The organism is Roseateles sp. (assembly GCF_019237615.1).
Classification (GTDB): Bacteria; Pseudomonadota; Gammaproteobacteria; order Burkholderiales; family Burkholderiaceae_C; genus Pelomonas.
The window spans coordinates 88,857-109,797 of sequence record NZ_JAFAGT010000001.1 but is presented as its reverse complement, the minus strand read 5'-3'; the positions used below and the strand labels follow the sequence as shown (position 1 = coordinate 109,797).

The window sequence follows — 20,941 nt, the reverse complement described above, 5'->3', positions numbered from 1 at the left end:
ATGCGGCGGCAGCTGGCTTATGCGCTGGCCTTGGCCTGCTCGCGATAGACCAGCAAGGGCCGCGACGTCGCGTCCTCGATGTTGTGCTCGTCCAGCACGACCTTTTCCACGCCATCGAGTGCGGGCAGGTCGAACATTGTGTCGATCAGCGACTGCTCCATGATGGAGCGCAGGCCGCGGGCACCGGTCTTGCGGGCCAGCGCCTTGCGGGCAATGGCGGCCAGCGCCGGCTTGCGGATTTCCAGCTCCACGCCATCCATCTCGAACAGCTGCTGGTACTGCTTGACCAGGGCATTCTTGGGCTCGGTCAGGATCTGTACCAGCGCATCCTCGGTCAATTCGCCCAGCGTCGCGACGACGGGCAGGCGACCCACCAGTTCGGGGATGAGGCCGAACTTGATGATGTCCTCGGGCTCGCATTCGCGAAACACTTCGCCCACGCGCTTGTCGGACTTGCTCTTCACCGTGGCGCCGAAGCCGATGCCGGACTTCTCGCTGCGGTTCTGGATGACCTTCTCCAGGCCGTCGAAGGCGCCGCCGCAGATGAACAAGATGTTGGTCGTGTCGATCTGCAGGAAGTCCTGGTTGGGGTGCTTGCGGCCGCCCTGCGGAGGCACCGAGGCCATCGTGCCTTCGACGAGCTTGAGCAGCGCCTGCTGCACGCCCTCGCCCGACACGTCGCGCGTGATGGAGGGGTTGTCGGCCTTGCGCGAGATCTTGTCGATCTCGTCGATGTAGACGATGCCGCGCTGCGCGCGCTCGACGTCGTAATTGCAGTTCTGCAGCAGCTTCTGGATGATGTTCTCGACGTCCTCGCCGACATAGCCGGCCTCGGTCAGCGTCGTCGCATCGGCGATCACGAACGGCACGTTCAGCAGGCGCGCCAGCGTCTGCGCCAGCAGCGTCTTGCCGGAGCCGGTGGGGCCGATAAGCAGGATGTTGCTCTTGGAGAGCTCGACCGAATCCTTGGTCGTGCTCATGTGGCGCAGGCGCTTGTAGTGGTTGTAGACGGCCACGGCCAGCGTGCGCTTGGCCACATCCTGGCCGATGACGTACTGGTCCAGGCTGGACTTGATCTCGCTGGGCACGGGCAGATCGGACTTGCCCGCGCGCGCCGCCGGAGCCGGCGCCGGGATCTCGTCACGGACGATGTCGTTGCAGAGCTCGATGCACTCGTCGCAGATGAAGACGGACGGGCCGGCAATCAGCTTCTTGACCTCGTGCTGGCTCTTGCCGCAGAAGGAGCAGTACAGAACTTTCTCGCTGGAGTTGCCTTTTTTATCGGCCATGAGGACTGCTCGAAGAAAACGTAGACCGGGGCGAAATGCCTCGAATGATGATAGTCCAAACGATCTCGGGGCCCTCGTAGGGGTAAGGGCCCCGGTTTCGCTGCGAAATTCGGGGGGCGGTTACAGCCCCCCCGACTCAGGGCCGGTGTTCCAGCACCTGGTCGACCAGGCCGTAGCTCTGCGCCTCGGCGGCGGACATGAAATAGTCGCGCTCGGTGTCCGACTGGATTTTCTCCAGCGTCTGGCCGCTGCGCTCGGCCAGGATGCGGTTCAAGGTCTCGCGAGTCTTCAGGATTTCACGCGCATGGATCTCGATGTCGGTCGCCTGCCCCTGGGCGCCGCCCAGCGGCTGATGGATCATGACCTTGGCGTTGGGCAAGGCAAAGCGCTTGCCCTTGGCGCCGGCCGCGAGCAGGAAGGCGCCCATGCTGGCCGCCATGCCCATGCACAGCGTCGACACGTCGGGCTTGATGAAATTGATCGTGTCGAAGATCGACATGCCAGCCGAAACGCTGCCGCCCGGCGAGTTGATGTAGAGGTTGATGTCCTTGTCGGGGTTCTCGCTCTCCAGGAAGAGCAGCTGCGCGACGACGAGATTGGCCACCGCGTCGTTGACGGGCCCGACCAGGAAGATGACGCGCTCGCGCAGCAGGCGCGAATAGATGTCGTAGGCGCGCTCGCCACGGCCGGACTGTTCGATGACCATGGGCACGAGGCCGAGGTTGCTGGTGTCGAGAGCGCTCATTCAGATCCTTGGAAGCAATTGCGTCTGTTATGGGGGCGGATTATGGCCACGCAAGTGAAAAAGGCGCCGGCCTTGCGGCGCGGCGCCTTCGTGAGGCGAAGGGCTCTCAGTTGCCTTGGGCCATCAGTTCGTCGAAAGGCAGGGCCTTGTCGGACACCTTGGCGGTCGACAGCACGAAATCCGTGACGTTGTTCTCGACCACGACGGCCTCGACCTCGGCCATGCGCTCGCGGTCGCTCAGGTACCAGCGCATGACTTCGGCAGGCTTCTCGTAGCTCTGCGACAGTTCTTCGATGTGCGACTGCAGCTGGGCCGGCTTGGCCTGAAGGTTGTTGGCACGCACCAGCTCGGCCACGACCAGGCCCAGGCGCACGCGGCGCTCGGCCTGCGGCTTGAAGATGTCGGTGGGGATCTCGGCCTTGTCGGCATCCTTGACGCCACGCTTCTTCAGGTCCTCGCGGGCCGCGGCCACCATCCGCTCGGCCTCGCCCAGCACCAGCGCGTTGGGCACGTCCAGCTCGGAGACAGCGACCAGGGCGTCCATGACGGCACCCTTGTTGCGGGCCAGCACGCGGAACTTCACTTCGCGCTCGAGGTTCTTCTTGATGTCGGCGCGCAGCGCGTCGACGGACGCATCCTTGATGCCCAGCGACTTGGCGAACGCCTCGTTCACTTCGGGCAGGTGCTGGGCCTCGATCTTCTTCACGGTGACCAGGAAGTCGGCTTCCTTGCCGGCCACGTCCTTGCCGTGGTAATCCTCGGGGAACTGCAGCGGGAAGGTCTTGCTCTCGCCCGACTTCATGCCACGCACGGCGGCGTCGAACTGCTCCAGCATCTGGCCTTCGCCGATCAGGAACTGGAAGCCCTCGGCCTTGCCGCCGGCGAAGGGTTCGCCGTCGATCTTGCCTTCGAAGTCGATGCTGACGCGGTCGCCGACCTGGGCCACGTCGGCGGCAGCGCGCTGGGCGAAGCTGCGACGCTGCTTGCGCAGGATCTCGACGGTCTTGTCGATGGCTTCGTCCGTCACGTCGCTGGTGACGCGCTCGACCTCGGCGGCGGCCAGGTCGCCGATCTTGACTTCGGGGTAGACCTCGAAGGTCGCGTCGAACGCCATCTGGCCTTCGGGCGCTTCGTTCTTCTGCTCGATGCGCGGCATGCCGGCCACGCGCAGCTGGGCCTCGTTGGCAGCGCTGTTGAATGCGGCGCCCAGCTTGTCGTTGACGACTTCGTACTGCACCGAGTAGCCGTAGCGCTGGGCCACGACGTTCATCGGCACCTTGCCGGGACGGAAGCCGTCGGCCTTGACGGTGCGAGCCAGCTTCTTCAGACGGGCTTCGACTTCGCTGTTGATGTCAGCGGCCGCGACGTGCAGTGTGATGCGGCGTTCCAGCTTTTCGAGGGTTTCGACGGTGACGGCCATGATGGACTCGGGAACAGTTGAAGGACAGTGGTGGTGCGCGGGGCCGGACTCGAACCGGCACGCCCGTGAAGGCGTCAGGACCTAAACCTGGTGCGTCTACCAATTTCGCCACCCGCGCGGGTCTTGCTTGGGCTGCTGCTGGCCTTGATTCAAGCGGTGCAGCAACCCCGTAGGCGATTCGGCAAACCGGCGATTGTAGCGATCTCCCGCGGTTTGCCTGCCGCCCCGCGTACGCGGGACGGCAAAACCCTGATGAACGGCGTCACGGTTGGCCGCCGGCCTCCTCGGGCAAGCGGCTGTGCATGCGGCTGTGCTCCTCGGGCCGCTGCACGCGGAACCAGGCCGCGTACATGGCCGGAAGGGCCAGCAGCGTCAGCACGGTGGCGACGATGAGGCCACCCATGATGGCCACGGCCATGGGCCCCCAGAACACGCTGCGCGACAGCGGGATCATGGCCAGCACCGCAGCCGCCGCCGTCAGCACGATGGGGCGGAAACGCCGCACGGCCGACTCGACGATGGCCGACCAGTCCGGCACGCCGCGGGCGCGGTCCTGCTCGATCTGGTCGATCAGGATGACGGCGTTGCGCATGATCATGCCCATCAGCGCAATGACGCCCAGCAGCGCGACGAAGCCGAAGGGCCGGTTCAGCAGCAGCAGCGCCATCGCGACGCCGGCGATGCCCAGCGGCCCGGTCAGGAAGACCAGCATCGCGCGGCTGAAGCTCTGCAGTTGCAGCATCAGGAGCGTGAAGGTGATGAAGAGCATCACCGGCACGCCGGCGGCGATGGAGCCCTGGCCTTTGCTGCTCTCCTCCACCGCACCGGCGATCTGGATGCCGTAGCCGGTAGGCATCTGCTTCTGCAACTGGTCGAGCTTGGGCCAGACCTCCTGGGTGACCGTCGCGCCCTGCAGGCCTTCGGCGACATCGCCCTGCACGGTGACCGCATAGTTGCGGCCCTCGCGCCACATCACACCAGGCTCCCAGGCGAACTCGACCCGCGCGATCTGCGTCAGCGGGATGGCACGGCCGCTGCTGGTGGGCACATAGGCGTTGCCGATGTCGGTGATGACGGCGCGCTCGTCCTCGGGCTGGCGCAGCACGATGTCAATGAGCTTGTCGGCCTCGCGGTACTGGCCGATGACGGTACCCGACAGCAGCGTGCGCGCCGACTGCGCCAGGCCCTGGCTGGTGACGCCCAGCGCCCGCGCCTTGTCCTGGTCCACGTTCAGGCGCAGCGTCTTGACGTTCTCGTTCCAGTTGTCGTTGACGCCGCGCATGTTGGGGCTGGCGCGCAGGATGTCCTTGGCCTTGTCGGCCCAGTCGCGCACGACCTTGGGGTCGGCGCCGGTGACGCGGAACTGCACCGGATACTGCACCGGCGGCCCGTTGGGCAGCAGCTTCACGCGGCCGCGCGCCTCCGGAAACTCCTCCGCCAGCAATGCAGGCAGGCGCTGGCGCAGCTCCTCGCGTTCGACCAGGCCCTTGGGCAGCAGGATGGACTGCGTCACGTTCGTCGCCGGGAAGATGGTGTCCAGCGGCAGGTAGAAGCGCGGCACGCCGGAGCCAACCCAGCTCGTCACCGTGGCGATGCCGGGCTCCTTGAGCATGCGGGCCTCGAAGCGCTTGGCCAGCGCCTCGGTCTCCTGAAAGGTCGAGCCCTCGGGCAGCGAGAGGTCGACCAGCACCTCGGGGCGGCTGGAGTCCGGGAAGAACTGCTGCTGCACCCGGCCCATGCCGGCGACGCCGAGCCCGAACACCAGCAGCGTGAGGCCGATGGTCTTCCAGCGGTTCTCCACGCACCAGCGCACCAGGCTGCGGAAGCGGTTGTAGAAGGGCGTGTCGAAGAGCTCGTGCACCTCGCCCTCCGCCGCCGGCTTGGCCCTGAGCAGCAGCGCGCCCAGGTAGGGCACGAAATAGACCGACGCCACCCAGGAGATCACCAGCGCCGCCGCTGTCACCGCAAAGATCGCGAAGGTGTACTCGCCGGTCGTCGACTTCGCCAGGCCAATGGGAAGGAAACCCACCGCCGTGATCAGCGTGCCCGTCAGCATGGGCATGGCCGTCACGTCGTAGGCGTAGGTGGCGGCATGCATCTTGTCGTAGCCCTCTTCGAGCTTGCGCACCATCATCTCGACGGCAATGATGGCGTCGTCCACCAGCAGGCCCAGCGCGATGATCAGCGAGCCCAGCGAGATCTTGTGCAGGCCCACGCCCCAATAGAACATCGCGACAAAGGTGATGGCCAGCACCAGCGGGATGGTGATGGCAACGACCAGTCCGGGCCAGATGTCGATGCGCAGCGGCCTGGTGTGCAGGCCCAGCGAGATGAAGCTGACCGCCAGCACGATGACGACGGCCTCGATCAGCACGTGCACGAACTCGCCGACCGAGGTCGTCACGGCCTTGGGCTGGTCCTGGATCTGCTCGAGGTGGATGCCGGCGGGCAGGTCGCGCTCTATGCCCTTGACGGCGACGTTCAGAGCCTTGCCCATCGCGATGATGTCGCCGCCCTTGGCCATGGACACGCCCAGCGCCAGCACGTCCTTGCCCTGGTGGCGCACCGTGGTGGTCGGCGGGTCAACGTAGGCGCGCTTGATCTCGGCGATGTCCCCCAGGCGCATCTGGCTGGCCACGCCGGTCTGCGGGTTGACGGCACGGATCGGCACCTCCGCCAGTGCCTGGGCCGACGTGAACTGGCCCTGCACGCGGATCTGGAAGTTGGCGCTGCCGGCGTTCAGCACGCCGGCACCCTCGACCGCGTTCTGCGCGCCGATCTGGTTGATGACCTGGCCGAAATCCAGGCCCAGCTGCGCCAGCCGCTTCTGCGAGACCTCGATGAAGAGCTTCTCGGGCTGGATGCCCATGATCTCGACCTTGGCCACGTCCTTGACCTGCAGCAGCGCCTGGCGCACGCGGTCGGCATGCTCGCGCAGCTCCTCGCGGCTGAAGCCGTCGGCAGACAGCGCATAGATGGAGCCGTAGACGTCGCCGAACTCGTCGTTGAACAAGGGGCCGAGCACGCCCTGCGGCAGCGTGGCACGCATGTCGCCGACCTTCTTGCGCACCTGGTACCAGATCTCGGCCACCTCCTTGGGCGGCGTGCTGTCCTTGAGCTGGAAGATGGTGATGGACTCGCCGGGCTTGGTGGACGACCGGATCTTGTCCGCGTAGTTCACCTCCTGCAGCGTCTTCTCGATCTTGTCGGTGACCTGGTCAGCCATCTGCTGCGCCGTGGCACCCGGCCAGAAGGCCTGTATGACCATGGCACGGAAGGTGAACGGCGGGTCCTCGTCCTGGCCGAGCTGGAAGTAGGCCGCGAAGCCCATCAGCATCAGCACCACCATCAGGTAGCGCGTCAGGGCTGGGTGCTCCAGCGCCCAGCGAGAGACGTTGAAGCCGCCGACGTAGGGTTGCTTGGTGATCGGGGAGGTCATGCGCGGTCCCGCTTCAGCGTGAGGCTGCGGGAGCCGCTGGTGGGGTCGTGGTGCGTGGCGGCACGTAGCGCTTGACCTTCTGCCCGGGGTTGAGCACATGCACGCCGGCGACGACGACCTCCTGGCCCGCGCTCAGCCCGCCGGCGATGACGACCTCGTTGCCCTCGGCGCCCCCCACCTGCACCGGCACGGGCTTGACCGTCATCGACGCGCCGTCCAGCATCCAGACCGAGGTCTTGCCGCCTTGCTGCAGCACCGCGGCCAGCGGCAGCTTGATGACGCCGGCCGTCTGCGGCAGGTCGAGCACGACGGTGGCGGACTGGCCCAGCCGCACGTCCAGCTTGCCGGCGTCGGCCTTGATGAGGAAGGTGCGCGTGACCGGATCGGTCGCGGCGGCCACCTCGCGCAGCGTCAGCGGCCAGGTCTTGTCGCCCCCCCACAGGCGCACCTTCAGCGCGCCAGGCTGGCTGGCGGCGGCCTTCACGCGGGCGATCTGGTCTTCGGGCACCGAGAAGACGATGTCACGAGGGCCGTCCAGCGCGACGCTGACAACCGGCGTGCCGGCGGCCAGCACCTGGCCCGGCTCGGCGTTGACGCCGGTGACGACGCCCGCGCCGTCGGCGACGAGCTGGGCATAGCCGGCCTGGTTGCCCTGCACGTCGGCCTGCGCCCTGGCCTGCTCCAGCTGGGCCTGGGCGGCCTTGAAGGCCGAGTCGCGGCGCTCCAGTTCGGCGGTGCTGATGAAGCCCTGGCGCTGCAGGTCGACGAAGCGCTTGTAGTCCGCGCCGGCCTGGTCGCGATTCGTGCGGGCGGCGGCCACGCCCGCGGCGGCGGCGGCCTGGGCCAGCTTCAGGTCCTGCGCGTCGATATGGGCAAGCACCTGGCCGGCCCGCACGGTATCGCCCAGATTGACCGCCCGGTTCAGCAGCTTGCCGCCGACGCGGAAGGACAGGCGCGATTCGATGCGCGGCCTCACCTCGGCCGCATACTCATGGCTGGCGCTCGCCGTGCTGGCGCTGACGAGCAGGGTGCGCACCGCCCGCTCCGGTTCCGGCGCGGCGGGCTGCTTCCCGCAGCCCGACACCAGTGCCGGGAGCAGTGTCGCCAGCAGCAGGGACGACGCGAGACGCAGAAGATGGGACATGCAGACCTCGGCAGGGGTGAGACGGCCGGGAGAACGTTTTAATGACCGGCGGGTCAGTAATGTATTCAGAGCCTGTGACAACTGTCAAACCTCGCCGAATTTCGCTGGTACGTCGGGGCTTTGCAAGCGGAACTTGAGAAAAAGCTTGAGCGTCGACCACTACGAGAACTTTCCTGTCGCTTCCATGCTGTGCCCGCCCGCGCTGCGGCCGGCGGTCGTCGCGATCTACCACTTCGCGCGCACGGCCGACGACCTGGCCGACGAGGGCGACGCCAGCACGAGCGAGCGGGCCCGGGCCTTGCGCGACTATCGCGCCGACCTGAGCGCCACCGTCGCCGGGCGGGCGCCCTCCTCCCGCTGGCCGCAGGTCTTCACGCCGCTCGCGCGCGAGATGCCGCGCCTGCAGCCGCCGCTGCTGCACGACTTGCTGGACGCCTTCGAGCAGGACCTGACACCGCCGCGCTACCGCGACCGCGCGCACCTGCTGGACTACTGCCGCCGCTCCGCCAATCCGGTCGGCCGGCTGCTGCTGGGCCTGTACGGCGTGAACGACGCCATCTCGCTGCAACGTTCGGACGCCATCTGCTCGGCGCTGCAGTTGATCAACTTCTGGCAGGACTTCAGCCGCGATGGCCCCCGCGGCCGGCTCTACGTGCCGCAGGCGGACCTGGAGCGCCATGGCCTCGCGGCCGAGGAGGTCCTGGCCTGCCGCGACAGCCCGGCGGCCCGCACGCTGATCGCCGACCTCTGCGCCTGGGCCCGCACGCTGATGCTCGAAGGCGCGCCGCTGGCGCCGACGCTGCGCGGCCGCGCCGGCTGGGAGCTGCGCTTCGTCGTCCAGGGCGGGCTGCTCATACTCGACAAGATCGCGGCACGCCAGCACGACAGCCTGCTGCACCGCCCCGCCCTCAGGGTTTGGGACCTCCCTCGCCTCGCCTGGCGCGCCCTGACAATGCGGGCCGCACCATGAACCCAGAGCAATACGTCCAGGACAAGGCCGCCGCGAGCGGTTCGAGCTTCTATTACGCCTTCCTGTTCCTGCCGCCGCCCCGGCGCGCGGCGATCACGGCCTTCTACGCCTTCTGCCGCGAGGTGGACGACGTCGTCGACGAGACGCATGACGCCGGCGTCGCCGCGACCAAGCTGGCCTGGTGGCGCAAGGAGGTTGCCAGCGCCTTCGCCGGCCAGCCCAGCCACCCGGTCACGAAGGCGCTGATGCCCCATGTGCAGGCCTACGACATCCGTATCGAGCATCTGAACGCCGTCATCGAGGGCTGCGAGATGGACCTGCAGCAGACGCGCTATCTCGACTTCCCCGGCCTGGCGCGCTACTGCCATCTGGTGGCGGGCGTCGTCGGCGAAGTGGCCAGTGGCATCTTCGGCCGCACGCAGTCGCAGACCGTCGAGTACGCCCACAAGCTGGGCCTGGCCATGCAGCTGACCAACATCATCCGCGACGTCGGCGACGACGCGCGGCGCGGCCGCATCTACCTGCCGGTGAATGAGCTGCAGCAGTTTGGCGTCAAGGCCAACGAGATCCTTCTGCGCAGCAAGCCCTGGGGCTATGGCGAGCGCTTCACGGCGCTCATGCGGTTCCAGGCCGAGCGCGCGCACCGGCTCTACGACGAGGCCCAGGCGCTGCTGCCCGAGGCGGACCGCGCCGCGCAGAAACCCGGCCTGATGATGGCCAACATCTACCGCGCGCTGCTCGTCGAGATCGAACACGAGAACTTCCAGGTGCTGCACCAGCGCATCGCACTGACACCGCTGCGCAAGCTGTGGATCGCGATGAAGACCAACTGGCGCGGCCGGTGAGCCGCATCGCCATCGTCGGTGGCGGCTGGGCCGGCATCGCCGCGGCCGTCGCGCTGGCCGACGCCGGCCACGACATCCACGTCTTAGAGATGGCGCCTCAGCTGGGCGGGCGCGCGCGCAGCGTCGCGGGCGAGCCGCCCTACGACAACGGCCAGCACATCCTCATCGGCGCCTACCGCGACAGCCTGGCGCTGATGCGCCGCCTGGGCGCCGACCCGAACCAGTTGCTGGCGCGCCTGCCGCTGGCCCTGCCCTACCCCGGCGAGCCGGGCCTGCGCCTGCCGCCTGGGCCGCCGCTGCTCGGCTTCGCGCGCGGCGTGCTGGCCCATCGCGGCTGGCCGCTGTCGGCGCGGCTGGGCCTGCTGGGCGCCGCGGCCGGCTGGCTGGCGCGCGGTTTTCGCTGCGATGCGGACCTGACCGTCGCCCAGCTGTGCGCCGGCTTGGCCGTGGACGTGCGGCGCGACCTCGTCGAGCCGCTGTGCATCGCCGCGCTGAACACGCCCGCGCCCCAGGCCAGCGCCCAGGTCTTCCTGCGCGTGCTGCAGGACGCGCTCTTCAGCGGCGCCGGCAGCGCCGACCTGCTGCTGCCGCGGCGGACGCTGTCCGAGCTGCTGGCAGGGCCGGCCACCACCTGGCTGGGCCCGCGGCTGCGCCTGGGTTGCCGCGTACAGAAGATAGGACCCGGCTGGCGCGTCGACGGCGAGGCCTTCGACGGTGTCGTGCTCGCCTGCACCAGCGTCGAGGCAGCGCGGCTGACCGCCGACCTCGCGCCCGACTGGTCCGCCATGGCCGGCGCCCTCGGCTTCGAGCCCATCGTCACCGTCTACCTGAGCAGCCCCGGCAGCCGCCTGCCCGCGCCCATGCTGGCGCTGCGCGACGGGCCGGATGCACCGGCCCAGTTCGTCTTCGACCAGGGCCAGCTCGGCGGCGCGCCGGGCCGCTTCGCCTTCGTCGTCAGCGGCGCGGCACCCTGGGTGGCGCGCGGCGGCTGCGCCGAGGCCGTGCTGGCCCAGGCCCGACGCGAGCTCGACTGGGCCACGCCGCCCGTCATCGACAGGCTGCTGGCCGAGAAGCGCGCCACCTTCGCCTGCACGCCCGGCCTCGCCCGGCCGCCCGGCCGAATCGCGCCGGGCCTGTTCGCAGCCGGCGACTATGTGCAAGGCCCCTACCCCGCCACGCTGGAGGGCGCCGTGCGCGCCGGCCTCGCCGCCGCTCAGGGCATGGGCACCGGCGCGAAGGGCGCGGCCAGCGGCTCGCCGACGAAGACCCCCTGAGCCGGCCAGGCCACGCTGTGCCAATAGGCCTCCAGCGCGCTGACGCCCTGGGCATAGGCCTGGATCAGCAGTTGGGGATGCGGGAACTTCTGCAGGTGGTTGCAGGGCTCGCTGACCGTGCCGTAGCTGGCCGTTGCGCCGGCTTCGATCCAGTCGAGGATGTTCATCTGCCCCTCGCCGGCGGGCCGGTCGAGCTGGCCGCCGAACGAGGTCAGGTGGTCGGCCAGCGCGCCGGGCAGCCATTCGCCACCCAGTGGCGCGGGCACGCGGGCCAGGCCGGTCTGGTAGACCAGGGTTCGACGCATGACCGGCAGCGCCTCGCTCCTCACGCGCGCGACCTCGAGGCCGGGCGCACCCGGCACCGGACCGGCCGGCGGGAACAGCCGCTCGCGGACGTTGCGCGCGGCATCGGGCGTTGCCGCGAGGTAGGCCACGGCCGTCTCGGGCGCCCCCGCGGCCAGCCGGTGGTCGGCGGCGATGCCGCGCTCGATCATGGCCATGGCCGCCGACACCGAACGGGCCGCCAGCTGCATGGTCGGTCGCAGGCCGATGACCAGCCAGGGTCGGGCGCCGAAGTAACTCGTGTAGGGGCTGGTGCGCGTGGCCGCGCAGCTGTTCGCGCAGAGGTCGGGCTGCAGGCCCTGCCCCAGGGCGCTGGTCAGCGAATTGCAATCGACGGCATAGGGCTGCACCCAGGCCAGGGCCAGGCCGTTGACATGCTCGGGCATGTGGCTGCGCAAGGCCTGGTCCAGCACCGCGAACTCCTCGCGCGTCAGGCTGGCTCGCAGGGGCAGGTGGACGCGCAGCACCTGCTCGGCCGGGATGCCGCGCCGCTTGGCGTAGTACTCGCCGACGACGACCGAATACGGGTCGGCCGTGTTGATGACCAGCCCCAGCTCATGGGCCGTGATGCGGCCATACAGCCGCGGCGCGCGCGCCCAGCGCGCCTCCGCCGCGCCGCTCGCCGCGGGCCCCGGTTCGGCCGCCTGGGCCAGGCCCGCACAGGCCAGCAGCAGCCCCGCCAGGGCTTGCCATCTGCTGAAGCATGCTTTCGCCATACAAAACACCCGCAATCTCCCCCACAATGAGGCCATGAAATCCAAAGAGGCCCGGCAGACCCCGGCGATCCAGGTGCTGGAGCGCATGTTCGCGCTGCTGGACGTGCTGGCCGGCCACCAGGACCCGGTCTCGCTGAAGGCCTTGTCCGAGGCCACCGGCCTGCACCCCTCCACGGCCCACCGCATTCTCAATGACCTGACGCTGGGCCGCTTCGTCGACCGGCCCGAAGCGGGCAGCTACCGGCTCGGCATGCGCATGCTGGAGCTGGGCAATCTCGTCAAGGCAAGGCTGGACGTGCGCGACGCGGCGCTTCCGGCCATGCGCGAGCTGCACAAGTTCACCCATCAGCCGGTCAACCTGTCGGTGCGCCAGGGCGACGAGATCGTCTACATCGAGCGCACCTACTCCGAGCGCTCGGGCATGCAGGTCGTGCGCGCCGTCGGCGGCCGCGCGCCGCTGCACCTCACGTCGGTGGGCAAGCTCTTCCTGGCCGGCGACGACAGCCCGCGCGTGCGCGCCTATGCGACGCGCACCGGCCTGTCGGGCCACACGCGCAACAGCCTCACCGACATTGGTGCGCTGGAGCGCGAACTGGCCATGGTGCGCCAGCGCGGCATCGCCCGCGACGACGAGGAGCTGGAGTTGGGCGTGCGCTGCATGGCGGCCGGCATCTACGACGACCAGGCCAAGCTCGTGGCCGGGCTGTCCATCTCGGCGCCGGCCGACCGGCTGGAGGAGAGCTGGGTCGTGCGGCTGAAGGAGACGGCGGCGCAGATTTCGGCGGCGCTGGGCTACCGGGCCTGATCGCACCCCGCAAAAGCAGATGCGGCGCCGAGGCGCCGCGTTCTTCATTCCGGGTCGGCTGCTCAGAGCTTGGTGGAGACAGCCGCGTTGTCGCCCTGACTGGACAACCACTTGCGCATGCGCTCGGCATCGGCGATCCGCGACGCCTTGCCGCTGGAGTCCAGGAACACCATGATGAGCTTGCGGCCGGCCATGCTGGCCTGCATGACCAGGCATTTGCCGGCCTCGTTGATGAAGCCGGTCTTCTGCAGTCCGATGTCCCACAGCGGGTTGGACAGCAGACCGTTGGTGGAGCGGAACTGCACCAGGCGCTTGCCCAGCGCCACGCGGGCCTCGCGCGACGTCGACAGGTCGCGCAGCAGCGGCACCTGGCTTGTCGTGTTGACGAGCTTGGCCAGGTCGGCCGCGCTGCTCTGGTTGCGGCTGGACAGGCCCGTGGGCTCGACGTAATGCGTGTCGGCCATGCCCAGGCTCTGGGCCTTGGCGTTCATCGCCGCCACGAAGGCGTCGAGCCCGCCGGGATAATTGCGGCCCAGCGCGTGGGCGGCGCGGTTCTCGCTGGCCATCAGCGCCAGATGCAGCATGTCACCCCGCGTCAGCGTCGTGCCCACGGCCAGGCGCGAACGGGTGTTCTTCTCGGTGTCGATGTCATCGGTGGTGACCGAGATCTTCTCGTCCAGCGAGAGGCCGGCCTCCACGACCACCAGCGCCGTCATCAGCTTGGTGATGGACGCGATGGGCAGCACGGCCTGCGGGTTCTTGGAAAACAGGACCTCGTTGGTGTCCTGGTCCAGCACATAGGCGACGCTGGACTTCAGCGACAGCGGATCCTCCACGTCGTGGAGGCCGGCCACCTGGCCGAAGGTCGGCACCGCGGCAATGACCGGGGCGACCTTGCGCACCACGACGGACTTGGCCTTGCGGGTCTGTGTCGGCGTGGCCTTGGACTTGCTGACGGGAGCGGCGGCCTCGGCAACACCCGCGGACAACAGGGCAAGGCTCAGGAAAGCGGCGGCAAAAGTCTTCAACGGGGTCCCCAACGGCTGGGCATCAGTGTAAATGATGCCAAAAATACTGACAAGATAAGAACTTAAGCGAGATACCTCAAGTGAATTCCTGTCCCGTCACAGCGGACCACAGACTCCAGGCCCGTGACCGGCTCTTTCGCTTTGCAGCAGGATACAAACGCGCGGAAGTAGGCCTCGGCTGACACGTTTTGTGTATCGGGTCGGCCCCGGATGCGAGGAATTGCCGCCCAGCCGCCCCGTCCACTGCCTGCGAAGCGCCACGGGCTGCGATTCTGCGGTCGCCACCTGCGGCCCGAGCCCGGGGCCGGACCGGCTTTACGCGCCAAAGTCCACGTCGAGTGGTAACGGTTGCGTGCGGCGTGACACCTGTCACGCCGGTTACAACGCCTCGGGACGGCACGCGGCGGCGTCATGCCCGCCGGCCAGCCCGGCTGGCCGGCCTCAGTCAGCCCTGCGCGGCGACCCGCTCCGTCTTGCTCTGCAGCTTGTTCAGCGCGCTGAGATAGGCCTTCGCGGACGCCACCACGATGTCCGGGTCGGCCCCCACGCCGTTGACCACGCGCCCGGCATGCTGCAACCGCACGGTCACCTCGCCCTGCGACTCGGTGCTGCCACCTGTGATGGCGTTGACCGAGTACAGCACCATCTCGGCGCCCGATTCGACGACGGACTCGATGGCGCGCAGCGTGGCATCCACCGGGCCGTTGCCGTCGCTCTCGGCCCGGTGCTCCTGAAGACCGACGGCGAAGACGATGGCGGCATGCGGCCGTTCGCCGGTCTCGGAGCGCTGTGCCAGCGACAGCAGGCGGTAGTGCTCGGCATCGTTGATGACGGATTCATCCATGACCAGGGCCACGATGTCCTCGTCGAAGATCTCGTTCTTGCGGTCGGCCAGGTCCTTGAAACGCTGGAAGGCCGCGTTGACCTCGGCCTCGCTCTCCAGCTGGATGCCCAGCTCCTGCAGGCGCTGCTTGAAGGCGTTGCGGCCCGACAGCTTGCCCAGCACGATCTTGTTGGCGGCCCAGCCCACGTCCTCGGCGCGCATGATCTCGTAGGTGTCGCGCGCCTTCAGCACGCCGTCCTGGTGGATACCTGACGCATGCGCGAAGGCATTGGCGCCGACCACCGCCTTGTTGGGCTGCACGACGAAGCCCGTCGTCTGCGACACCAGCTTGGAGGCCGGAACGATCTGCGAGGTCTCGATGCCCACGTCCAGGCCGAAATGGTCGCGCCGCGTCTTCACGGCCATGACGACCTCCTCCAGCGAACAGTTGCCCGCCCGCTCGCCCAGGCCGTTGATGGTGCATTCGACCTGGCGCGCGCCGCCTATCTTCACGCCGGCCAGCGAATTGGCGACCGCCATGCCCAGGTCGTTGTGGCAGTGCACGCTCCAGATCGCCTGATCGGCATTGGGCACCTTCTCGCGCAGGCGACGGATGAAGTCGCCATACAGCTCGGGGATGGCATAGCCCACCGTGTCGGGAATGTTGATGGTGCCGGCCCCCTCCCTGATGACGGCCTCGCAGACGCGGGCCAGGAAGTCGATGTCGGAGCGGTAGCCGTCCTCGGGCGAGAACTCGATGTCACCGCACAGGTTGCGCGCGAAGCGCACGGCCAGCGTGGCCTGCTCCAGCACCTGCTCGCGCGTCATGCGCAGCTTCTTCTCCATGTGGAGTTCGCTGGTGGCGATGAAGGTGTGGATGCGGGCCCGCTGCGCCGGCGCCAGGGCCTCGGCCGCGCGGGAGATGTCGCGGTCGTTGGCGCGGGCCAGCGAGCAGATGGTGCTGTCCCTGACCGCCGCGGCGATGGCCTTGACGGCCTCGAAGTCCCCGTTGCTTGACGCCGCGAAGCCGGCCTCGATGACGTCCACCTTCATGCGCTCCAGCTGGCGGGCGATGCGCAGCTTCTCCTCGCGCGTCATCGACGCGCCGGGCGACTGCTCGCCGTCGCGCAGCGTGGTGTCGAAGATGATGAGCTTGTCGGTCATCGCACGTTCTCCTCTCGTGTAGGTTGCACCGCAACCGGCGCGCGCGACAGGCCGGACAGGATGGCCTGCATGGATGCGCGCACGATGCTGCCATCAATACCCACGCCGTGGCGGGTCACGTCGCCGATGCGCAGTTCCAGGTAGGCCACGGCGCGGGCATCGGCACCGCTGCCGATGGCGTGCTCGTGGTAGTCCAGCACGCGCACCTCGGTCCCCAGGCGGGTGGACAGTGCATTGACGAAGGCGTCGATGGGGCCGTTGCCCTCACCCTGCACATGGCCCATCCAGCCGCCCAGCACGACCTCGGCCGACAGGCGCATCGCGCCACCGGCCACCTCGGTCATCTGAGGCTGCACGACGGCGGCACCGGCGTCGCCGATGGCGTACTCGCGCTCGAAGATGCCGTAGATGTCCGCGGCCGTCAGCTCCTTGCCGGCGTCGTCCATGACGCGCTGCACGACCTGGCTGAACTCGATCTGCAGCCGGCGCGGCAGCTCCAGGCCGTACTCGGCCTCCAGCAGATAGGCGATGCCGCCCTTGCCGGACTGGCTGTTCACGCGGATGACGGCGTCATAGCTGCGACCCAGGTCCTTGGGGTCGATGGGGAGGTAGGGCATGTCCCAAATCTCTCCCTCCTGGCGAGCCGCAAAGGCCTTCTTGATCGCGTCCTGGTGCGAGCCCGAGAAGGACGTGTAGACCAGGTCGCCCACATAGGGGTGGCGCGGGTGCACCGGGATCTGCGTGCAGTGCTCGACGCAGCGGCGCACCTCGTCGATGTCGGAGAAGTCCAGTTGCGGATCCACGCCCTGGGTGTAGAGGTTCAGCGCGATGTTGACGAGGTCGACATTGCCGGTTCGCTCGCCATTGCCGAACAGGCAGCCCTCGACGCGGTCGGCGCCGGCCATCAGCGCGAACTCGCCGGCGGCCGTGCCGGTGCCGCGGTCGTTGTGCGGGTGGACCGACAGCACGATGCTGTCGCGACGCGCCAGGTGGCGGTGCATCCACTCGATCATGTCCGCAAAGATGTTGGGCGTGCTGTGCTCGACGGTGGAAGGCAGGTTGATGATGCACTTGCGCTCGGGCGTGGGCTCCCACACCGCCGTCACCGCGTCGACCACGCGCTTGCTGAAGGCCAGCTCGGTGCCGGAAAACATTTCGGGCGAATACTCGAAGCGCCAGTCGGTGCCCGGCCGCGCGGCGGCCAGCTCCTTGATCTGGCGGGCATGCGAGCTGGCCAGCTCGACGATGCCGTCCTCGTCCTGGCCCAGCACGACGCGGCGCATGATGGGCGCGACGGCGTTGTAGACATGGACGATGACGCGCTTGGCGCCGTCCAGCGACTCGAAGGTGCGCTCGATGAGGTGTGAGCGCGCCTGCGTCAGCACCTGGATGCTCACGTCGTCTGGGATGTGGCCGCCCTCGATGAGCAGGCGGATGAAGTCGAACTCGGTCTGTGACGCCGACGGGAAGCCGACCTCGATCTCCTTGAAGCCGATCTTCACCAGTTGCTGGAACATGCGCAGCTTGCGCGGGATGTCCATGGGCTCGATCAGCGCCTGGTTGCCGTCGCGCAGGTCGGTGCTCAGCCAGATCGGTGCGCAGGTCAGCACGGCGTCGGGCCAGCGGCGGTCCGGCAATGCGGCGGGGGCCACACGCGGAAATTGGCGGTACTTGAGCTGCGGTTGCTTCAACATCATGGTCATTCCATCCGTGGGGGGTGGTGCAACCTGCAGCATCGAAAAAACAAAACGGCCCGCTGCGGTTGCATACGGGCCGTTGGTGTCAGTGTGGGCTTATGAGCGTATAGGCGTGGCTGACTAGCGAACCCGTGGTTCCTCTAGGACTAGTAGCAGGCTAATTCGCGTGGCGCGGCTCATGGGTTGGGAATCTAGCACGAATGGCTATTGATGCAAGCCTCGCTCATCGGGCTCGTCGGTGCTGGTGGAGATGACGCTGGTGGGCTTGCCCTTGGCCTTGCGCCAGCCGTAGATGACATAGCCCGACAGGCCGTAAACGCAGAAGGCACCGAAGAGAACGCGCGATGGGTCGAGCGCCGCGAGGCCGATGGCCAGCATGATCAGCACCAGCACGATGAAGGGCACGCTGCGTCGCCGGTCAAAGACTTTGAAGCTGTAGAACGGAGCATTCGTCACCATCGAAAGGCCGGCGAACAGCGTGATGCCGTAGGCCGTCCAGGCCACCCAGCTGCCGGGCTGGACGCCGGTGTAGTTGGACTGGTCCACCACCGCCCAGATCAGCCCGATGACCAGTGCCGCGGCGGCCGGGCTGGGCAGGCCCTGGAAGTAGCGCTTGTCGACGACACCGATGTTGACGTTGAAGCGCGCCAGCCGGAGCGCGGCGCCGGCGATGTAGACGAAGGCCGGGATCCAGCCCGGCTTGCCCATGTCCTTCAGCGCCCACATGTAGACGATGAGGGCCGGCGCGGCGCCGAAGGCGACCATGTCGGACAGGCTGTCCATCTGCTCGCCAAAGGCGGACTGCGTGTTGGTCATGCGCGCGACGCGGCCGTCCAGGCTGTCGAGGATGGCGGCGGCGAAGATGGCCACGCAGGCCACCTCGAAGCGGCCGTTCATGGCCATGACGATGGCGTAGAAGGCGCTGAAGAGCGCGCCCAGCGTGATGGCGTTGGGCAGCGCGTAAATGCCTTTGCGGCGGGGGCGGACGGCGATGCTGGGCTCGTCGTCCTCGGAGGGCTCAGGAGTCATGGGCGGCAGGATAGCGCAGCGCCCTGCGACGACGGCGCAGGATTGCTGGCAGCTCCCGGCAAATCAGGCGCCTAGCATCGCTCGATGCCACATGAACGCAACGACAAGGCCGCCATGAAACTCGTCGAAGTCCGCACCTACCGCCTCAAGCCCGATTGCGCCGAGCGCTTCATCGCCGCCGTCCACATGGCCCTGCCGCTGGTGCGCGCCAGCGGCATGGACGTCGTCGCCTTCGGCCGCTCGGACCATGAGCATGAGAGCTTCTTCCTGATCCGCGCCTTCGACAGCCGCGAGCAACTGGTCGCACAGCAGGACGCCTTCTACGGCTCGGACGCCTGGCGCCAGGGCCCGCGCGCCGGGCTGATCGACTGCCTGGACACCTACGCCAACACGCTGCTGTGGCTGACCGAGGCGGCGGTCGACGCGTTGCGCGCCAATCACCAGGTCTGAGAAATGCAAAAGGCCGGCGCCTCGCGGCACCGGCCCTGGCTGCTCGCGCAGGCGATCAGTTCTTGGCCTTGTCGACCAGCTTGTTGGCCTTGATCCAGGGCATCATCTCGCGCAGCTTCTCGCCGACCTGCTCGATGGGATGCTCCGCGGTCAGGCGGCGGCGGCTGATCAGCGTCGGGGCGCCGGCCTTGTTCTCGAGGATGAAGCTCTTCGCGTATTCGCCGGTCTGGATGTCCTTCAGGCACTGGCGCATCGCGTTCTTCGTGGCTTCGGTGACGACGCGCGGGCCGGTCACGTACTCGCCGTACTCGGCGTTGTTCGAGATCGAGTAGTTCATGTTCGCGATGCCACCCTCGTAGATCAGGTCCACGATGAGCTTGAGCTCGTGCAGGCATTCGAAGTAGGCCATCTCGGGGGCGTAGCCCGCTTCCGTCAGCGTCTCGAAGCCGGCCTTGATCAGTTCGACGGCGCCGCCGCACAGCACGGCCTGCTCGCCGAACAGGTCGGTCTCGGTCTCTTCGCGGAACGAGGTCTGGATGATGCCGGCCTTGCCGCCGCCGTTGGCCGCGGCATAGCTCAGCGCCAGATCACGCGCCTTGCCGGTCTTGTCGGCGTAGACGGCGATCAGGTGGGGCACGCCGCCACCCTGCTTGTAGGTGTTGCGCACCGTATGGCCGGGGGCCTTGGGGGCGACCATCCAGACGTCCAGGTCCTCGCGCGGCTGCACCTGGCCGTAGTGCACGTTGAAGCCATGGGCGAATGCCAGCGACGCGCCGTTCTTGATGTTGGGCTCGACTTCCTTCTTGTAGACGTCGGCGATCTGCTCGTCGGGCAGCAGGATCATGACCACGTCGGCGGCCTTCACGGCCTCGGCGATCTCGGCGACCTTCAGGCCCGCGCCCTCGGCCTTGGACCAGGAGGCGCCGCCGCGGCGCAGCGCGACGGTGACCTTGCAGCCGCTGTCGTTCAGGTTCTGCGCATGCGCGTGGCCTTGTGAGCCGTAGCCGATGATGGTGACGTTCTTGCCCTTGATGAGGCTGAGATCGGCGTCCTTGTCGTAATAGACGTTCATGATGGGTCGCTCCAGGAAAAAACTGTGTGTTGGGGTGAAGACGGATCAGACGCGCAGGATGCGCTCGCCGCGGCCGATGCCGCTGGCGCCGGTTCGGACGGTTTCGAGGATGGACGCGCGGTCGATCGCGTCGATGAAGGCGTCGAGCTTGCCGGCGTCGCCGGTCAGCTCGATCGTGTAGGTCTTCTCGGTCACGTCGATGACGCGGCCGCGGAAGATGTCGGCGGTGCGCTTGATCTCCTCGCGCTCCTTGCCGACGGCGCGCACCTTGATGAGCATCAGCTCGCGCTCGGTGTAGTTGCCCTCGGTCAGGTCGACGACCTTGACGACCTCGATGAGGCGGTTGAGGTGCTTGGTGATCTGCTCGATGACTTCATCGGACCCGGTGGTCACGATGGTCATGCGCGACAACGACGCATCTTCCGTCGGCGCCACGGTCAGGCTCTCGATGTTGTAGCCGCGGGCGGAGAACAGGGCCACGACGCGCGACAGCGCGCCCGGCTCGTTCTCGATGAGCAAAGCAATGATGTGTTTCATGGGGATCGTCCTTCGCGCTCTTCGGTGCCGACGGCGGTAACCGGCGGACCTTGGCTGCGGGTTCGAATCGTTGAAGAAGAGCTGCCGTTCTCGGCTGCGTCCGTCATCCGCCGCCGGCCTCGGTACGCGCGGTAACGCGCACCCAGACCCGC

Annotated in this window: 17 protein-coding genes and 1 tRNA gene; 5 read left to right on the top strand and 13 right to left on the bottom strand. The window is 68.0% G+C overall.

Annotation, left to right across the window (positions count from 1 at the left end; genetic code table 11):
• Nucleotides 1–17: 17 nt before the first annotated feature.
• The 6 genes from clpX to JOY88_RS00510 all read right to left on the bottom strand — a co-directional run bounded on the left by clpX (nt 18) and on the right by JOY88_RS00510 (nt 8,037).
• Complete coding sequence (clpX, locus tag JOY88_RS00535) at nt 18–1,289, bottom strand: ATP-dependent Clp protease ATP-binding subunit ClpX (protein WP_293499388.1); 1,272 nt, start codon at nt 1,287–1,289, stop codon at nt 18–20.
• A 136-nt stretch (nt 1,290–1,425) separates the two neighbouring features.
• Nucleotides 1,426–2,034 (bottom strand): ATP-dependent Clp endopeptidase proteolytic subunit ClpP, encoded by a 609-nt coding sequence (gene clpP / locus JOY88_RS00530; protein ID WP_293499386.1) that lies wholly within the window; start codon nt 2,032–2,034, stop codon nt 1,426–1,428.
• A 106-nt stretch (nt 2,035–2,140) separates the two neighbouring features.
• Nucleotides 2,141–3,454: a trigger factor gene (gene tig, locus JOY88_RS00525; protein WP_293499384.1), complete on the bottom strand. Its 1,314-nt coding sequence runs from the start codon at nt 3,452–3,454 to the stop codon at nt 2,141–2,143.
• Between the two features lie 31 nt (nt 3,455–3,485).
• A tRNA-Leu gene (locus JOY88_RS00520) sits at nt 3,486–3,572 on the bottom strand.
• 144 nt (nt 3,573–3,716) lie between these two features.
• Nucleotides 3,717–6,893, bottom strand: coding sequence for an efflux RND transporter permease subunit (locus JOY88_RS00515; RefSeq protein ID WP_293499382.1), 3,177 nt, complete (start codon nt 6,891–6,893; stop codon nt 3,717–3,719).
• A 13-nt stretch (nt 6,894–6,906) separates the two neighbouring features.
• Entirely contained in the window at nt 6,907–8,037 is a 1,131-nt protein-coding gene (locus tag JOY88_RS00510; RefSeq protein WP_293499380.1) for an efflux RND transporter periplasmic adaptor subunit, read from the bottom strand.
• 145 nt (nt 8,038–8,182) lie between these two features.
• Between JOY88_RS00510 and hpnC the strand changes: the two genes are divergently transcribed.
• The 3 genes from hpnC to hpnE are packed head-to-tail and all read left to right on the top strand — an operon-like array spanning nt 8,183 to nt 11,126.
• On the top strand, nt 8,183–9,007 hold the full coding sequence (gene hpnC, locus JOY88_RS00505; RefSeq protein WP_293499378.1) for a squalene synthase HpnC: 825 nt from the start codon (nt 8,183–8,185) through the stop codon (nt 9,005–9,007).
• The gene (hpnD, locus tag JOY88_RS00500; RefSeq protein WP_293499376.1) at nt 9,004–9,852 is read left to right on the top strand and encodes a presqualene diphosphate synthase HpnD; all 849 of its coding nucleotides are present in this window, start codon (nt 9,004–9,006) and stop codon (nt 9,850–9,852) included. Before hpnC ends, hpnD begins: the two co-directional genes overlap by 4 nt.
• Nucleotides 9,816–11,126 (top strand): hydroxysqualene dehydroxylase HpnE, encoded by a 1,311-nt coding sequence (gene hpnE, locus JOY88_RS00495; RefSeq protein WP_367269770.1) that lies wholly within the window; start codon nt 9,816–9,818, stop codon nt 11,124–11,126. The genes hpnD and hpnE overlap by 37 nt, the downstream gene beginning before the upstream one ends.
• Here hpnE and JOY88_RS00490 read toward each other — a convergent pair.
• Nucleotides 11,066–12,184, bottom strand: a complete 1,119-nt coding sequence (locus tag JOY88_RS00490) for a TIGR03790 family protein (protein ID WP_293499372.1) — start codon at nt 12,182–12,184, stop codon at nt 11,066–11,068. The two genes, hpnE and JOY88_RS00490, sit on opposite strands and share 61 nt — an antisense overlap.
• A 34-nt stretch (nt 12,185–12,218) precedes the next feature.
• Between JOY88_RS00490 and JOY88_RS00485 the strand changes: the two genes are divergently transcribed.
• Nucleotides 12,219–12,989 (top strand): IclR family transcriptional regulator, encoded by a 771-nt coding sequence (locus JOY88_RS00485; protein ID WP_293499370.1) that lies wholly within the window; start codon nt 12,219–12,221, stop codon nt 12,987–12,989.
• 62 nt (nt 12,990–13,051) lie between these two features.
• On the opposite strand, the gene pbpG is transcribed toward JOY88_RS00485, so the two are convergent.
• The 4 genes from pbpG to pssA all read right to left on the bottom strand — a co-directional run bounded on the left by pbpG (nt 13,052) and on the right by pssA (nt 18,730).
• Nucleotides 13,052–14,017 carry a D-alanyl-D-alanine endopeptidase gene (pbpG, locus tag JOY88_RS00480; RefSeq protein ID WP_293499368.1) on the bottom strand — a complete coding sequence of 322 codons (966 nt, stop codon included), beginning with the start codon at nt 14,015–14,017 and terminating at the stop codon, nt 13,052–13,054.
• Between the two features lie 445 nt (nt 14,018–14,462).
• The gene (locus JOY88_RS00475) at nt 14,463–16,004 is read right to left on the bottom strand and encodes a 2-isopropylmalate synthase (RefSeq protein ID WP_293499366.1); all 1,542 of its coding nucleotides are present in this window, start codon (nt 16,002–16,004) and stop codon (nt 14,463–14,465) included.
• Nucleotides 16,001–17,698 (bottom strand): 2-isopropylmalate synthase, encoded by a 1,698-nt coding sequence (gene leuA / locus JOY88_RS00470; protein WP_293499532.1) that lies wholly within the window; start codon nt 17,696–17,698, stop codon nt 16,001–16,003. Before leuA ends, JOY88_RS00475 begins: the two co-directional genes overlap by 4 nt.
• A gap of 207 nt (nt 17,699–17,905) precedes the next feature.
• A complete protein-coding gene (gene pssA / locus JOY88_RS00465) occupies nt 17,906–18,730 on the bottom strand; it encodes a CDP-diacylglycerol--serine O-phosphatidyltransferase (RefSeq protein WP_293499364.1) in 825 nt (274 codons plus the stop codon).
• Nucleotides 18,731–18,814: 84 nt separating this feature from the next.
• On the opposite strand from pssA, the gene JOY88_RS00460 reads away from it, so the two are divergent.
• Complete coding sequence (locus tag JOY88_RS00460) at nt 18,815–19,180, top strand: NIPSNAP family protein (RefSeq protein WP_293499362.1); 366 nt, start codon at nt 18,815–18,817, stop codon at nt 19,178–19,180.
• Nucleotides 19,181–19,235: 55 nt separating this feature from the next.
• On the opposite strand, the gene ilvC is transcribed toward JOY88_RS00460, so the two are convergent.
• Both ilvC and ilvN read right to left on the bottom strand, forming a co-directional pair.
• A complete protein-coding gene (ilvC, locus tag JOY88_RS00455) occupies nt 19,236–20,252 on the bottom strand; it encodes a ketol-acid reductoisomerase (protein WP_293499360.1) in 1,017 nt (338 codons plus the stop codon).
• 45 nt (nt 20,253–20,297) lie between these two features.
• Nucleotides 20,298–20,789, bottom strand: coding sequence for an acetolactate synthase small subunit (gene ilvN / locus JOY88_RS00450; RefSeq protein WP_293499358.1), 492 nt, complete (start codon nt 20,787–20,789; stop codon nt 20,298–20,300).
• Nucleotides 20,790–20,941: the final 152 nt, after the last annotated feature.

Coding starts and splice junctions, on each gene's coding strand:
- clpX (WP_293499388.1), bottom strand. CDS start 1,289: ATGGCCGATAAAAAAGGCAACTCCAGCGAGAAAGTTCTGTACTGCTCC.
- clpP (WP_293499386.1), bottom strand. CDS start 2,034: ATGAGCGCTCTCGACACCAGCAACCTCGGCCTCGTGCCCATGGTCATC.
- tig (WP_293499384.1), bottom strand. CDS start 3,454: ATGGCCGTCACCGTCGAAACCCTCGAAAAGCTGGAACGCCGCATCACA.
- JOY88_RS00515 (WP_293499382.1), bottom strand. CDS start 6,893: ATGACCTCCCCGATCACCAAGCAACCCTACGTCGGCGGCTTCAACGTC.
- JOY88_RS00510 (WP_293499380.1), bottom strand. CDS start 8,037: ATGTCCCATCTTCTGCGTCTCGCGTCGTCCCTGCTGCTGGCGACACTG.
- hpnD (WP_293499376.1), top strand. CDS start 9,004: ATGAACCCAGAGCAATACGTCCAGGACAAGGCCGCCGCGAGCGGTTCG.
- JOY88_RS00490 (WP_293499372.1), bottom strand. CDS start 12,184: ATGGCGAAAGCATGCTTCAGCAGATGGCAAGCCCTGGCGGGGCTGCTG.
- JOY88_RS00485 (WP_293499370.1), top strand. CDS start 12,219: ATGAAATCCAAAGAGGCCCGGCAGACCCCGGCGATCCAGGTGCTGGAG.
- JOY88_RS00475 (WP_293499366.1), bottom strand. CDS start 16,004: ATGACCGACAAGCTCATCATCTTCGACACCACGCTGCGCGACGGCGAG.
- leuA (WP_293499532.1), bottom strand. CDS start 17,698: ATGTTGAAGCAACCGCAGCTCAAGTACCGCCAATTTCCGCGTGTGGCC.
- pssA (WP_293499364.1), bottom strand. CDS start 18,730: ATGACTCCTGAGCCCTCCGAGGACGACGAGCCCAGCATCGCCGTCCGC.
- JOY88_RS00460 (WP_293499362.1), top strand. CDS start 18,815: ATGCCACATGAACGCAACGACAAGGCCGCCATGAAACTCGTCGAAGTC.
- ilvC (WP_293499360.1), bottom strand. CDS start 20,252: ATGAACGTCTATTACGACAAGGACGCCGATCTCAGCCTCATCAAGGGC.
- ilvN (WP_293499358.1), bottom strand. CDS start 20,789: ATGAAACACATCATTGCTTTGCTCATCGAGAACGAGCCGGGCGCGCTG.